This is a genomic window from Desulfurispirillum indicum S5 (genome assembly GCF_000177635.2).
Taxonomy (GTDB): Bacteria; Chrysiogenota; Chrysiogenetes; order Chrysiogenales; family Chrysiogenaceae; genus Desulfurispirillum; species Desulfurispirillum indicum.
This window is the reverse complement of record NC_014836.1, coordinates 1,261,725-1,275,865: the sequence shown is the minus strand read 5'-3', so window position 1 is coordinate 1,275,865 and position 14,141 is coordinate 1,261,725. Positions and strand designations below refer to the sequence as shown.

Here is a 14,141-nt window from a genome sequence, read left to right as displayed (position 1 = left end):
GACCGCGCAAAAAGGACAGCACTGGGGGCCGCTTCCCAGCCACTTTTTGCGGGTAAAAAGTGGTAAAAGAAACTCATAAACAAGGCGAGGGCAATGTCAAGAGACGCTATCTGTGCAGAACCATTTTCACCATTACTGCATGGCATCAGGGTAAACGTCGACAACCTGCTCTTTTGGTGCACCAAAACTTGAGTCAGATGTACAAGAACGAAAGGAGACCCCATGACCCCCCTCCTTGAACTGCAGAATATTACCGTGATGCAGGGGCAGAACATGGCCCTGAAGCATCTTTCCATGCGAATTTTCCCCGGTGAGCATGTGGCGATTCTGGGCCCCAATGGCAGCGGCAAGTCCACGTTGATCAAACTGCTGACCCGTGAGCTCTACCCGGTGCGAAGCGCGGACAGCGCATTGCGCATTCTGGGGCAGGAACTGTGGAACGTAGCCCAGCTGCGCCGCAGTTTCGGTATTGTCACCAACGATCTGGTTGCCGAGCTGACCCGTCCTTCCATCAGTGCTCTGGAGGCGGTGCTCTCCGGCTATTTCTCCACTCATGGCTTGTGGCCCCATCTGGAGGCAACCGAAGAGATGGTTCACAGGGCGCGGGGGCTCCTGGACATGCTGGGTATCGCCCACCTTGCAAAGCGGGCCCTGACAGAGATGTCGTCGGGGGAACTCAGGCGCGTGGTGCTGGCACGGGCTCTGGTACACGCGCCGCAATCGCTGATTCTGGATGAGCCTTCCAACAGCCTTGATGTGGCGGCGCAGCGGGAGCTGCATCGCACCATGGAACAGCTGGCCGGGGAGGGTATCGCCATCATCGTGGTCACCCACCATCTGCCCGATATCATTCCCCAGATCGACCGGGTCATCTGCCTGCGGGAGGGGCGTATCTTCGCCGACGCGCCCAAGGCGGAAGTACTGTGCAGTGATCTGCTCAGCCGCCTCTTCGCCGTACCGGTCCAGGTACATGAGTCTGACGGCTGGTACCGGTTTTAACCGGCTGCCATCAACCTGAAGTTTCGCACCCCCGAAGCGGCAGGTTGTCGGCGTCGACCTGGATACCATGCTGGAATAGCGGAAATGGTTCTGAGACTGGGTTTCTTGACATTGCCCTCACCTTGTTTGTGAGAAGTGAGACGTACTTCCTGTACGTCGCAGCGACGAGCACTGGTGAGCAACGTCGCAGATGAGGCTTTTCAGCAACCTGACAGTCGGCGTGTCCTGGCTGGGAAAGAACGCGGGGGAGAGGCAGAAGCAGGCCGTTCCCCCCTAAGCCCGTCCGGTGAGTGCGACGCCTGGCTGGCAAGACCCGAAGGGACACTCACAGGAGGTGAGTGGTCCGGCAGCACTGCAGGGATGCAGGGGTCAGGCAACGCAAAGAGGCCCAGGTGCAAGGCGCGGGTAAAGCGAGAAGCGAGGCGTACTCCCTGTACGTCGCAGTGACGAGCGATGCCCGGCAACGCAGCAGATGGGCCTCTTTGAGCAGCCTGCTGCCGGATCTCCTGAACAGGCGAGCCAACGATCCGCAAAAACGGGCGTTCGGGGGGCGCGTTTTTGCGTCCTTTTTGCGCGGTCAAAAAGGACAATATCCGGAGACGAAAAGTGGAATACCAGATAAGTCAAGCATTCAAAATCAATACAGTTTCCGCGCGATAAATGTCAGAATAATAAAACCTTAACCCTAGACAACAAGATGCGAAACTTGAGATCAACGTTTTCAAAGCCATTTACGGCGACGGAAGAACCACAGCAGACCCAGGGCGATGGCGGTCATAAAGCCCAGGACACCAAAGTAGGCGTATTTCCAGCTCAGCTCGGGCATATATTCGAAATTCATGCCGTAGATGCCCGCCAGGAAGGTCAGGGGAACGAAGATTGCCGTGATGATGGTGAGGATCTTCATGATACTGCCCAGGCGGTGGGACGAGAGGGAGAGGTAGCCGTTCATGAGGTCATTGGCAATGTCGCCGTACAGGGTACACAGACTGCCCACCCGCTCCAGGTTCTCATAGGCGTTGTTCAGTTCATGGCGCAGGCTGCGCGGGAAATAGGGGATGCCGCCCTCGCGGAGGCGCACGAAGATATACTCCTGGTACGCAGCGCTGCGACGCAGTTTTTTGAGCTGACGCTTATAGTAGAGCAGCTCGTTCAGGTGCTCATCGCGCGGGCTGACGAACATGCCGTCTTCGATGGCCTCCAGGCGTTCCTCAAGCTCCTGAACCAGGGGCAGGTACTGCTCGGTGATGATGGTGGCCAGCATAATGGCGATATAGGAAGTACCACGCTCCAGCGCGCTGCGACTGGACATGAGATAGCCCCACTGGGCGGCGCTGGCGCTGCTCATCTGGCCCTGGTGGCGCGTCACGATAAAACGTGGCGCCACAAACATGGCCAGTTGCTGATAGGTGAAGCTGAGAGGCTCTTCGCCGGCGATGACGCCACGCAGAATAAAAAAGACATGGTCGGAGAAAACTTCCAGCTTGGGCTGGTGGTTCTTGCGCAGGGTATCCTCAATAGCCAGGGGGTGAAACTGAAAGTAGTCCTCCAGGAGCTGGCTCTCCAATCCGGGGTCAACCTTGATCAGATCCATCCAGATGATGGCGTTGGGGTTGGCATCCCAGTTCTGCAGCAGCTCCTGGCCGCCGCGTGTCAGTTCACCGCTGACTGTGTCGAATACACTGACGTTGATATACAACTGCCCCCTCCGAATTTCCCTTATTCCGCCAGGAAGATAAAGCGCAGGACAAACAGGGCTCCCAGGATCCACACCATGAAGGAGACATCCCGCAGCTTGCCGCTGAGGGCCTTGATGATGGGGTAGGAGATAAAGCCGAAGGCCAGTCCAGTGGCGATGCTGAAGGTCAGGGGCATCATGATCATGGTCAGAAAGGCGGGGATGACCTCGCTCATGTCATCAAAGTCCAGATCACGCACATTCTGCAGCATGAGCGCGCCGACGATAATTAGCGCTGGCGCTGTGGCAACTGCGGGCACCGCGCCGATAATCGGTGTGAAAAAGAGTGCCAGCAGAAAGAGCACGCCCACCACTACGGCGGTCAGCCCCGTACGCCCGCCTTCGGCAATACCGGAAGCACTTTCAATATAGGCGGTAACCGTGCTGGTTCCGAGGCAGGCGCCAACGGTGGTGCCCACGCCGTCAGCCATGAGCGCTTTGTCGGCACGGGGCAGCTTGCCATTGGCATCCAGGTACCCCGCCTGCTTGCTCAGGCCGGTCATGGTTCCGATGGAGTCGAAGATATCCACAAAGAGGAAGACGAAAATAATTTCCAGCAGTCCAATGGTGATCGCCGCCTTGATATCCATCTGGAAGAAGGTCATGGAGACGTCCGAGAGCGTGGGAACGCCGAAGACGGCGGTGGGCGCATTGGAGACACCTGTCATGATCGCCAGGAGGGTTGATGCCAGTATTCCCCAGAGAATCGCGCCTTTGATTTTGCGGCTGACCAGCACGGCAATGAGAAGCAGTCCGAAGATCGCCACCAGAACCGCAGGCTGGGTGATACTGCCGATGGTGACCATGGTGGCGGGATGTTTGACGATGATGCCAGCGTTTTTCAGTCCGATAAAGGCGATAAACAGGCCGATCCCCAAAACCGTGCCGACTTTGATGCCTTTGGGGATGGCATTCATTATCAGCTCGCGGGCCTTGATGAGAGTCAGAATGATAAAGGCCACACCCGAGATGAAAACAGCGCCAAGGGCCGTCTGCCAGTCGTACCCCATCCCCAGCACAACGCCGTAGGTGAAATAGGCGTTGATGCCCATTCCGGGAGCCAGAGCGAAGGGGTAATTGGCGTAGAGACCCATGAGAATGGTGGCTATGGCGGCGGAAACACAGGTGGCAAAGAGAACCGCGTTGAAGTTCATGCCCGCGTCAGAGAGCATGGCCGGGTTGACGAAAATGATATAGCCCATGGTGACAAAGGTCGTTACGCCAGCCATGAGCTCCTGTCGAACATTGGTCTTGTTTGCGGAGAGTCGAAACATCGATTCAAGCATGAAATCCCCCGATGAGAAAACTATGATCCAGTCAATTTTCTGTTGCTTACTACAGTTACGCCAAGAAAAAAAGTGTATTTGTTTCAATTGATGAAAAAGCTGCTCCAGGGATCAGTACTGACAGCAGTCTGTCAGCGCTGGGCGGTGATCAGCCGCGCTGCCAGCGCCAGAAAGACCAGGGCCGCCATATTCCTGGTTATGGCGTACAATCCTGGCCTGCGCCCGAGGCAGGCACCTGCCGCTCCGGCCAGGCTGGCAATGGCACCGAAAACCAAAATGGTGGAGAGGATAAAAAGGCCGCCAAGCAACACTATCTGCAGTGGAATGGAGCCTCGGGCAGGGTCGGCAAATTGTGGCAGAAAGGCCAGAAAGAAAAGCGATACCTTGGGATTGGAGATATTCATGAGAATTCCGCGCGTATAGAGCGAACGCAGGCGTGCACGGGGCACCGACACGCACCCATTCCCCTCTCCCCGCGACCGGAAGGCCTGCCATGCCAGGTACACCAGATAGGCCGCCCCGCAGTACTTCAACAAGGTAAAGGCCAGGGCGGAGGTCTGAAAGATCACGGCGGCACCCAGGGCCACCGCCATGCTGTGCAGAATCAGGCCGGTGCAGAGGCCCAGGATAACGCAGTAGCCTGACACCCGGCCCTGCAGGGCCGATACCGAAAGCACATAAAAGTTATCGGGACCGGGGACCAGTGCCAGCACCAGCGCTGCCACGCTGAACGTGATCATGACTTCCAGTGGGAGCATGGGTCAGCTTCAGTTGCGCTGGCGCAAAAAAAGATTCAGCTCGTAGTTTTCCTGCAGGATACTCAGATGCTGAAAGAGCGCGTAGAGATCATTATTGTCGGGCACATCAAGATGCTGATGGTGGCGCATGCAGTATTCAATGGATTCCAGCAGGGTCATATGCTGATCCGCAAGGGAGTTATGCCTGGGAAAACTGCCACGGGATACCACGTCATAGCCCTCGAAGTGACACCCAGCGCAGCTGATGCCCATGGGGTTTTCTTCACTGTTCCAGGCAACACGCCCCGCCTCAAAGGAGGAGCCATCAAAGGCCTGCTGGGCCAGGGCAATGCCGAGCACCAGTGGGATGAAGAAAAACAGCAACATAAAGAGGAGTTTCTTAATCATGGCCATCCTTGATCATATAGGTGTAGCTGTTGAGGTATGAGCGAAAACGGCGGAAGAGCTTTGGGTTATCCATACTCTGGAAAAATCTCTTGGACTGATTGTTAATAAAGGCATCATCATAACGCATGCCATTGAGCACATCCTTGACGGTGTCTCCCTGCTCACTGGAAACCACGTCCAGCTTGCCCTCTTCGTTGAAATCCACGGAGATCTCGTTCATCTGCCCCAGCAGATTGTGTTTGTTGGCCAGTACCTCCTGGTAGGCACCGGTGAGGAATATCCCAATGGGGTAGTCAGCCATCTCGTCGTGCAGCGGCAGGTATTCGTTCTCGGCGGTATCGGGAAACTGATAGGCATTGACAACGCCATCGGAATCACAGGTGATGTCGGTAATCACGCCAAAGTTATCACAGGGCCTGTCCAGATGTTTGAGAGGCATAATGGGAAAGAGCTGCCGAATAGCCCAGGAGTCGGGAATGGCGTTGAATACCGAGAAATTGCAGAGGTATTTTTCAGCCAGAAACTTGCGCAGGAAAGGGTCTTTCTCGAAATTTTCTCCTTTGCGCAGGGCAATGGCGATGGTTTTTTCGACAATTTCCTGGAAGAGAATATCGCCGTTGGACTTATCCACCAGTGAGCACAGCCCCAGGGTGAACATGGTACGCAGGTCTTCCTTGAATTCCAGGGCGTCGTGGTAGTATTCGATGTAGTTCTTCTCGTTCATGTATTCAAGAGCGTATTTGAGCTCCAGCAGAGGCTTGACCTCATTCTGAGTCTGCTGGTAATGGGAAAGGTCGTATTCCGCCCCCATGATCTCCACCAGATCAGTGACCACGATGGCGTGGTAGGCGGCGATCACGCGACCCGATTCCGTCACAATGCCGGGCCGCTCCAGGCCATGCTTATTACACATGTCTTCCATGGTAAAGACCACGTCATTGGCAAACTCTTCGATACTGTACTCGGCGCTGGCCAGAGAAGAGGACTTGCTGCCGGAATAGTCCACTCCGATACCGCCACCGATGTTGAGGTACTTGATGTTCAAACCAAGCTTGGCGACTTCGGCAAAGATCACCCCCGCTTCGCGAATAGCCCGCTTCATGGTGCGCACGTTGGTGATCTGGCTGCCGATATGGAAGTGCAGCAGATTCACGCGGTCGAGCAGGTCATGTTCCTTGAGCAGGTCGATGGCCAGCAGGATCTCCGTAGAGCTCAGGCCGAACTTGGCCCCTTCGCCGCTGGATTTCTCCCATTTGCCGGAGCCCCGCGAGGAGAGCTTGATGCGAAAGCCGATATCGGGAATGGTCTCGGCACGCCGGTAAATATCAATCAGGCCCACCAGCTCCTCGACACTTTCAATGATGACGCAGATATCCTTGCCCAGCTGCTTGCCGATGACAGCCAGGTCGAGGAACTCGCGATCCTTGAAACCGTTGCAGGTGATCAGGGCGTTTTCGGGAATATCGGAGATGAGCACGGCGAACAGTTCCGCCTTGCTGCCTGCTTCCAGTCCATAGGAGAAATCCTTGCCATAGTGCAGCAGCCGTTCGATGAAGTGACGGTTCTGGTTGACCTTGATGGGGAACACCGCCTTGTGCTCACCCTTGTAGTTGAACTCTTCCTTGGCGTGCTGAAAGGCACGGTAGAACTTTTTGATCTGCTCGCCGATCAGAAAGGGGAAGCGAATGATGAAGGGCGTGGAAAGCCCCAGGTTATGGGCCGCTTCAATAACGTTGGTCAAAGGAATCGACTGCCCCTGGCAGCGCACCACCACTTCGCCGGCCTCGTTGATGGAAAAATAGCCTTCGCTCCAGTTATCAACCCTGAAGCGTCTGAGGTTTTCTGCTATGATATCTGCCTTCTGCAATGAAGCTCTCCTTAGCTGGCTGCCGAAAAACCCCATCTGCGGTGCCAGGCGCCGGACATTCACGCGCCGGAACCTGCGGGCACGCTCCACTCCTCACAGGGCGAGTGTTGCGCAGAGTCTTCCAGTGGCCTGCCTGATTTTGAAGTATTTCAGCAAGCTGTTCCGTGATTCAGAAAGGCAAAAAGCCCTCAGGACGGGCTCTCTTCCTCGGGGTCAAACTGCAGGGGGGTATCGGGTCCGACATGTGGCCTGGTGTCGTGTTCATCCTCCAGCATGCGTTCCAGTACAATGACCTCGTTCACCCACTGCTCAAGCTTTTGTATTTCCTTGTCCAGAGTCGTGCTGAATGAGTCGCCAAGGTTCGGCTCGTTGAGCTGCTCCTTGGCCTTGAGAATCAGGCGGTCGACCTCTTCGCTCTTGGCAATATGGCGCAGGACAAACATAATGACGTCGATCTTCTTGTTGGTCTGCTCCAGCTCAAGGTGGTACTTCACCTGGATGGTATTGAGGGTGTTGATGATATCCCTGAGAATCATATGGAGTTTCTGACGTTCCACGGCGTTCATGGCTTGCTCCTTGTCGGAAGAGTCGGATTTCATGGAATCAACTCAAGGCCTTCTTGCTGCCGGATTTCCCGTATTTCTATTCCACATTCCTGATCCAGTGAAAGCAGAAAATGCTCCAGGGCCTCGGCGGTATCCGACGTGGTGTAGAACACCACGTCCCCGGTCTTTTCGTTCACCGTGCGTATGATCCCGATACCTTCGTAGGAATCCAGCAGGCTGTTGACATACATGATCTGCGGAGAGTGGACCTTACAGACATACACGAGCTCTTTCACGGGTGGTCTTCTTTGTACTGGTTCATAACCACATTGACAAAGCGGAAGGAGTTCTCCGCGCCATACAGTTTGGCAAGTTCAATATATTCATTGATTACCGTCTGAGCAGGGGAGTGTTTCATACTCAGTTCGCACATGCCCTGTATCATGAGAATCCGGTCGAGATGCGCGATCATGTCATCGTTTTTGGCCAGGGACTCAATGAGCTGTCCACAGGCCGGGTTCGCCTGCAGCGATATCTGCACCAGCTCACGGGTGAACTCCGTCACTTCCATGCCGAACTGACTGGCCGTCCGCTGGATGTGGGGCTCATCAAAGCTGCCGCTGAAAATCTGCAGCGCGTAATTGAGTTTCAGGGCGTTTTCCCTTTGGTTGCGGCGCGTAGGCACCGGAATCACCTTACTCTCTTTATGCTATGAAGTTGTTAACGAAAAAGCAGAAGCTCCGCTGGGCCTTACAGGACGGGAACCGTTCAGCCGGGAATCTGCTCCAGCAGATTCATCATTTCCACCACCGAAGCTGCCGCCTCGGCACCCTTGTTGCCGGCCTTGGTTCCGGCACGTTCAATGGCCTGTTCGATGGAGTCGGTGGTCAGCACGCCGAAGGAGACGGGAATGCCGCGCTGCAAGGAGACATGGGCCACGCCCTTGGTCACCTCTGACGCCACATAGTCGAAATGGGGAGTGCCACCGCGAATCACCGCGCCCAGACAGATGATGCCGCTGTATTTGCCCGTCAGGGCCAGGCGGTCAGCCACCAGGGGGATTTCGAAGGCACCGGGGGCACGGACGACGTCGATATCACTCTCGCTCATGCCGTGGCGCTTCAGAAAATCCAGTGCGCCCTGCAGAAGACTCTCGGTGATAAAGGCGTTAAATCGCGAGACAACGATGGCAACAGGTTTATGCGGAGCAATCAGGCTCCCTTCAAATACGTTCATGGTGTTACTCCCGGTAAATTACAGGTTCTTATATAACAGCTCCGCCTCATTGACAAGCTCTTCAATAGCGCCGAGACCGGAATTCCAGAACTCCGGACTGGTTATATCAACCCCCAGGGATGTCAGCGCCTCGGCAGGGGGAACCACACCTCCCTTGCCCAGCAGCTCCATGTAGCGTTTCATATAGGCGTCCTTGTCATCCTGCTGCAGATACTGGCTGTAGAGGGAAAGCACCAGCAGTTCACCAAAGGCGTAGGAGTACACATAGCCCGGTGCGTTGATAAAGTGAGGAATATACGACCACCAGATGCTGTAGTTCTCCGTCAGTTCGACGCTGTCACCAAACATGTCCCGCTGGCTGCGCATCCACAGTTGTGAAATATCCGCTGAACCCAGCTCTCCCTTCTCGCGACGGGTGGTGTGGTAGGCATCCTCAAAACGATTCATGGAAATCTGGCGGAAAACCGTGGCGATGATCGATTCAATCTTGGCACAGAGCGCCGCCAGCTTCTGGCGGTTATCGCTGAGCTTGGCGTACTCACTGCGGAAGAGCACCATTTCCGCGAACACCGAAGCAGTTTCCGCCAGCACCAGCGGAGTGCTTGAGCCGAAATAGCCCTGCTGATGGGCCAGGTACTGGTGAATGCCGTGACCAAGCTCATGGGCCAGGGTCTCCATATCGCGAAAGTTCCCCGTGAAGTTGGTCATGATCACCGGGTGAGCGTCAGGTGTCACGGGATGGGCAAAGGCACCGCTGCGCTTGCCGGGACGGCAGACCGAATCGATCCACTTCTTTTCAAAGAACGTACGGGCGATATCGCCCATGGCCGGGCTGACCGTATCAAAAGCATCCAGCACCGCAGCGCAGGCGTACTCCCAGCTGTAAGTACGGTTGACCGTATCCAGCGGCGCGTAGCGGTCGTAATCATAGAGAGTCTCGACGCCAAGAATTTTCCGCTTCAGGTGGTAGAAACGCTGGGGAATATCGTAGCGGCTGACCACTGAACCCACCAGATTCTCTACAGCAGCATCAGAAAGCTCATTGGCCAGATTCATGGAACGAATCCAGTTGGGATAGCTGCGCAGGTCATCCACGATCATCTTTTCACTGATAACCGTATTATAGATATGGGTCAGAATATGGCCATACTCCCGCAGGCCAGCGGTAAAGTCCTCCTGGGCCTGCTTGCGCACAGCAGCGGAGACATCCCGCAGCTTTGACATGAGTTCTTCCTGTGATAGCCGGTCGGCACCGAAACTCATACGCGACATAACCTTGCTGAAAAGGCTGTTCATGGCGGAACCCGCCACCACGCTGTAACGGGAGATCACCCGCTCTTCGGGCTCGCTGAGCAGGTGGTCACGGTAGATGCGGCTTTTGCGCAGGAAATGGTGATACTGCGCCAGACTGGAATCCTGCATGTGGACTGCAGCCCTGGCCTCATCCAGGTTGGCCCATTCGATGTCAAAGAAAGTCAGCTCAGCAGACAGGGCACTGGAGAGCTCCTTCATGGATTGAAAGAACGCCGACTTCTCCTCGTCAGCAGTGTCCACCGCAAAGAGCAGAAAGGCGTAGGCACCCAGCTTTCCCATCATCTGATTGATGGTTTCCAGCTTCTGCAGCAACACCGCCATCTCAGAGGGGAATATTTGGTCAATCTTGCCGCGAAAACGCTCCCGCAAAGCGGCAGCCTCGCTGCGCACCATGGCGCAATCCCGCTCAATGGCGTGGTCGTCCATACCGGTATAGATGGAACTGAGATTCCAGCGAATGCCCTCAGGGTGAGTGGTCATGGTTCTTCTCCTTTTTCTCTTCATAATACTGGCACGGCATGCCGGAGGAACGAAAGACTTCCAGGGAAGGCTGATGACGGCTTTTAAAGTTGAGGCGCCGACAGCCAAAGGGGAAGTGTGTATCCCAGGTGATGTAGTAATGTCGGCAGTGTCCACAGAGAACGCGTCGCGGTGCCTTCTTCACTGCTCAACCCACCTTGCGTGCCCGCAGCCAGCCAATGCGTTTGGGAACCTTATGCAGAAACATGCGCTCAAATTCGGTGATGATATTGTCGGCACTGTACGCTGAACCATGGAGATTCAGCGTATAGGCTTCCACCGCAAATCCACTGTCCAGAAGATTCTCCCTGGCACGCAGGAAGTATTCATGGTGGTCGGACTTGAATTCCACCACACCGCCGGGTTTAAGCAGGCTGTGGAAGATTTTCAGATTCTGCGGCGCCATGATGCGATTCTTGCGCTGCTTCAGCTTTGCCCAGGGATCGGGAAAGTTGATGATGAGGGTGTCTATGGAAGCGGGCGCGAAGTGTTCTGGCATCTTCTGGGCAAAACACTGCACCACATAGCCCTGCTGTTTTGCTTCAGCAAGCTTCTGAGCCGTGCGGTAGAGGCGTTTGTAGCGCAACTCATAGCCAAAGTATTGACACCGGGGCATGCGCGTCAGGTACTGGATCATGTGGTTTCCACTGCCGGAACCAATCTCCACCACCACCGGCATATCAGAGCGCAGCTGGGGAAAAAGGGCGAAGCGGCCATCCTCACCGGGGACAAGAATGGTTTCGGGAAACTCATGGATTTTGCGCACGTACGGATTGACTTCAATGGTTGAACTCGACATACAGGATTCCTCTGAAACAGAATGATCAGTTGCTTAAGAGAGCGGTGCTTTTTCTGGTCGGCTTTTTCAGCAGCCGCTCACGGTTTGATCATAGTGATGATGCTCATGAAGATCAACCCGACGAGAAGAATGCGCAACACCCAGCGGAAGGGGTATTTTGTGGGATACAGTATCCAGACAGCCAGCAGAAGAACAATAAAAGCGTATTTCATGGGGGGTCTTTCGTTGAGAATTCAAAAATTATAGCGTATTTTAATCGGGGAAAAAACAGCGAATATCCGATGTGGATGCAAAGGCTGCGTTCCCCCAGCACAGATCGTGCCATGGTACCAGAGTTGAACGAAAAGCGGAGGTGTCCGGTGGAATTTGCACAGCTCAACTCCCTGCTCAGCCACAGCAGCCTGCTGGGACAGCAAGGCTTCATTAACAAACAGACCCATATCTCTTCCGTTTTTATCGGTCAGACACGGGTTATTAAGATAAAAAAGCCCGTCAACTTCGGCTTTGTCGATTACTCTACCCTGGAGATGCGTAAGAAGTACTGCGAGCTGGAAGTCACCCTGAATCGCCGCATGAGTGAAAACATCTACCTGGGCGCTTCATCCCTGCACCATTACAACGGCAACCTCTTCTTTGACCAGCAGACCAGTGAGGCCATCGAGTACGCCGTCATCATGAATCGCATTCCCGATGACATGCTCCTGGATCGGCTGATTTTCATGTCTGTTTCACCGGGAAACCTTCTGGACAAGATTCGTCAGCGCCTGGCCCAGTTCTATTCCCAGTCTCCCAATGACCATGGCATCCAGCGCTACGGCAGCCTGGCCGGCATTTCCCGCAAAACCGACGAGAACTTCAACGTCCTGCAAACCCAGATCGGCACCACCATTGAGCAGGATGAGTATGACACCCTTACCATCATCACCGAAGCCATCTACAAGAAATACGGCGCCATTTTTGACGAGCGGGCCCAGCGCGGCAAGATCTATGATGGCCATGGTGACTTGCGCCTTGAGCATCTTTGCTTCAGCGAAGGCCATATCCACGCCATTGACTGTATCGAGTTCAACGAAAGCCTGCGCTGCTGCGACATTCTCAATGATATCGCCTTTCTGTTCATGGATATGGATTTTCACGGTTTCGACGAGTTCTCCCGCTACCTGGAGAAAATGCTGCTGAATGACTTCAGCGAAGGCAGTGATGGACCGGGGCTGGTGATTTTCTACAAGCTCTATCGCGCTCTGGTGCGAGCCAAGGTGGAGGGCCTGCTCATAGCCGATGAAGGGGTTGACCCCGTGCAGAAAGATGAGGCGTACCACCGGGCCCGCAAGTACGTGGAACTGGCCCTGGGCTACGCCGACGAACTCTCCCGCCTATGATTTACGCATTCTGCGGACTTTCGGGAACAGGGAAAAGCTATCTGGCCCATCTTTTTTCCGAGGCCACTGGATACCCCCATCTGCAGTCCGATGTCATCCGCAAGGAACTGGCGGGTATGGGACCTCTGGAACAGAGCGCTTCCCATCCCGGCAGCAATATCTATACCCCCGCGTTCAGCCGCCAGACCTACACCACCATGATTCAACGCGCCCTGGAGCATCCCCACGCCATCGTGGACGCTACCTTCACCTGCCAGTGGCAGCGCAACCTGCTGGCCGGCACCGGCGCACCTCACTGGTATATCCTCTGCCAGGCGCCCGAAGAGGTCATCCGCCAGCGAATCATTCAACGACAGCAGCGTGCCGACAACCCCTCCGAAGCGGATCTCGACATCTACCTGCTGCAGAAAAAGTCCTTTGAACCCTTCGCCTCCCATGAACGGGTGCTGCGGATCGACACCTACACCCAAAGCCCGTGGAAGGCTGTCAACGACATACTCCAGTCCATCTCACCAGAAGACGACCAGAAGCAGCACCCCTAAAACAATACGATAGGCCACAAACGGCTGCATGCCTATCTGCCGGATAAAAACGAGGAAATAGTGAATGCAGAGATAGGCACTGATACCTGACAGCACGGCAGCCAACGCCAGAGAGCTCCAGTCCGTCGAACCCGCCGGCATCTGTACCAGCTCCAGAAGCTGCAGCCCCACCGCCAGAGTCGTAACCGGTATGGAGAGCAGAAAAGAGAACCGGCTGGCTCCTTCACGGCCAAGGCCCATAAAGAGGGCGGCGGTCATGGTGATGCCGGAACGGGACGTTCCCGGTATCAATGCCAGTGCCTGAGCACAACCCACCACCAGCACATCGGACCAGCGCAGATCGTATTCAGTGCGTTCGCCTTTGCGACGAAAGTCGGCGACACCCAGGGCAATGCCGAAGAGGATCAGGGAAAACGCGATCAGTAGCGGTGAACGAAACTCCGTCTCCACAAGCCCCTTCATGGTTATCCCCGCCAGCCCCACGGGAACGGTTCCCCACAGAATAGCCCAGGCCAGGCGCGAATCGGCGCTTTTCTGACCCGAAAGCAGACTTCTGGTCCAGGCACTGCCCATACCGGCAATCTGCACCCGGAAATACCACAAAACCGCTGCCAGTGAGCCGAGGTGCACCGCCAGATCAAAGGCCAGCCCCTGATCTTCCCAGGCGGTAAACACCGGCACCAGAATAAGATGCGCAGAGCTGGAAATGGGAAGAAACTCCGTCAGGCCTTGAACGACGGAGAGAATGAAAATCTGCAGGAAATCCACGGGA

The 14,141-nt window shown here is 55.3% G+C and carries 16 protein-coding genes; 3 read left to right on the top strand and 13 right to left on the bottom strand.

What is annotated here, in order from left to right:
• The first annotated feature begins 222 nt into the window (after positions 1-222).
• Positions 223-999: an ABC transporter ATP-binding protein gene (locus SELIN_RS06015; RefSeq protein WP_013505776.1), complete on the top strand. Its 777-nt coding sequence runs from the start codon at positions 223-225 to the stop codon at positions 997-999.
• Positions 1,000-1,720: 721 nt separating this feature from the next.
• Here the strand turns inward: SELIN_RS06015 and corA are convergent.
• The 12 genes from corA to SELIN_RS15430 all read right to left on the bottom strand — a co-directional run bounded on the left by corA (position 1,721) and on the right by SELIN_RS15430 (position 11,660).
• Entirely contained in the window at positions 1,721-2,698 is a 978-nt protein-coding gene (gene corA / locus SELIN_RS06005) for a magnesium/cobalt transporter CorA (RefSeq protein ID WP_013505775.1), read from the bottom strand.
• A gap of 20 nt (positions 2,699-2,718) precedes the next feature.
• Positions 2,719-4,023 (bottom strand): NCS2 family permease, encoded by a 1,305-nt coding sequence (locus SELIN_RS06000; RefSeq protein WP_013505774.1) that lies wholly within the window; start codon positions 4,021-4,023, stop codon positions 2,719-2,721.
• A gap of 131 nt (positions 4,024-4,154) precedes the next feature.
• On the bottom strand, positions 4,155-4,781 hold the full coding sequence (locus SELIN_RS05995) for a LysE family translocator (protein ID WP_013505773.1): 627 nt from the start codon (positions 4,779-4,781) through the stop codon (positions 4,155-4,157).
• 9 nt (positions 4,782-4,790) lie between these two features.
• Positions 4,791-5,168, bottom strand: coding sequence for a hypothetical protein (locus SELIN_RS05990; protein ID WP_013505772.1), 378 nt, complete (start codon positions 5,166-5,168; stop codon positions 4,791-4,793).
• Positions 5,161-7,035: a biosynthetic arginine decarboxylase gene (gene speA / locus SELIN_RS05985; RefSeq protein WP_013505771.1), complete on the bottom strand. Its 1,875-nt coding sequence runs from the start codon at positions 7,033-7,035 to the stop codon at positions 5,161-5,163. The genes SELIN_RS05990 and speA overlap by 8 nt, the downstream gene beginning before the upstream one ends.
• Before the next feature lie 188 nt (positions 7,036-7,223).
• Positions 7,224-7,634 (bottom strand): hypothetical protein, encoded by a 411-nt coding sequence (locus tag SELIN_RS05980; RefSeq protein WP_156788031.1) that lies wholly within the window; start codon positions 7,632-7,634, stop codon positions 7,224-7,226.
• Positions 7,631-7,876, bottom strand: a complete 246-nt coding sequence (locus tag SELIN_RS05975) for a DUF4911 domain-containing protein (RefSeq protein ID WP_013505769.1) — start codon at positions 7,874-7,876, stop codon at positions 7,631-7,633. The genes SELIN_RS05980 and SELIN_RS05975 overlap by 4 nt, the downstream gene beginning before the upstream one ends.
• Positions 7,873-8,274 carry a transcription antitermination factor NusB gene (locus tag SELIN_RS05970; protein ID WP_013505768.1) on the bottom strand — a complete coding sequence of 134 codons (402 nt, stop codon included), beginning with the start codon at positions 8,272-8,274 and terminating at the stop codon, positions 7,873-7,875. The genes SELIN_RS05975 and SELIN_RS05970 overlap by 4 nt, the downstream gene beginning before the upstream one ends.
• A gap of 74 nt (positions 8,275-8,348) precedes the next feature.
• Positions 8,349-8,816, bottom strand: coding sequence for a 6,7-dimethyl-8-ribityllumazine synthase (gene ribH, locus SELIN_RS05965; RefSeq protein WP_013505767.1), 468 nt, complete (start codon positions 8,814-8,816; stop codon positions 8,349-8,351).
• A gap of 18 nt (positions 8,817-8,834) precedes the next feature.
• Positions 8,835-10,610 carry a M3 family oligoendopeptidase gene (locus SELIN_RS05960; protein WP_013505766.1) on the bottom strand — a complete coding sequence of 592 codons (1,776 nt, stop codon included), beginning with the start codon at positions 10,608-10,610 and terminating at the stop codon, positions 8,835-8,837.
• A 187-nt stretch (positions 10,611-10,797) separates the two neighbouring features.
• Entirely contained in the window at positions 10,798-11,448 is a 651-nt protein-coding gene (gene trmB, locus SELIN_RS05950; RefSeq protein ID WP_013505764.1) for a tRNA (guanine(46)-N(7))-methyltransferase TrmB, read from the bottom strand.
• A 77-nt stretch (positions 11,449-11,525) separates the two neighbouring features.
• Entirely contained in the window at positions 11,526-11,660 is a 135-nt protein-coding gene (locus tag SELIN_RS15430) for a hypothetical protein (protein WP_264180145.1), read from the bottom strand.
• A gap of 147 nt (positions 11,661-11,807) precedes the next feature.
• On the opposite strand from SELIN_RS15430, the gene SELIN_RS05945 reads away from it, so the two are divergent.
• Positions 11,808-12,827 (top strand): hypothetical protein, encoded by a 1,020-nt coding sequence (locus SELIN_RS05945; RefSeq protein WP_013505763.1) that lies wholly within the window; start codon positions 11,808-11,810, stop codon positions 12,825-12,827.
• The gene (locus SELIN_RS05940) at positions 12,824-13,369 is read left to right on the top strand and encodes a P-loop nucleotide/nucleoside kinase family protein (protein WP_013505762.1); all 546 of its coding nucleotides are present in this window, start codon (positions 12,824-12,826) and stop codon (positions 13,367-13,369) included. The genes SELIN_RS05945 and SELIN_RS05940 overlap by 4 nt, the downstream gene beginning before the upstream one ends.
• On the opposite strand, the gene SELIN_RS05935 is transcribed toward SELIN_RS05940, so the two are convergent.
• Positions 13,337-14,137 carry an undecaprenyl-diphosphate phosphatase gene (locus SELIN_RS05935; protein WP_013505761.1) on the bottom strand — a complete coding sequence of 267 codons (801 nt, stop codon included), beginning with the start codon at positions 14,135-14,137 and terminating at the stop codon, positions 13,337-13,339. The genes SELIN_RS05940 and SELIN_RS05935 overlap by 33 nt on opposite strands.
• Positions 14,138-14,141: the final 4 nt, after the last annotated feature.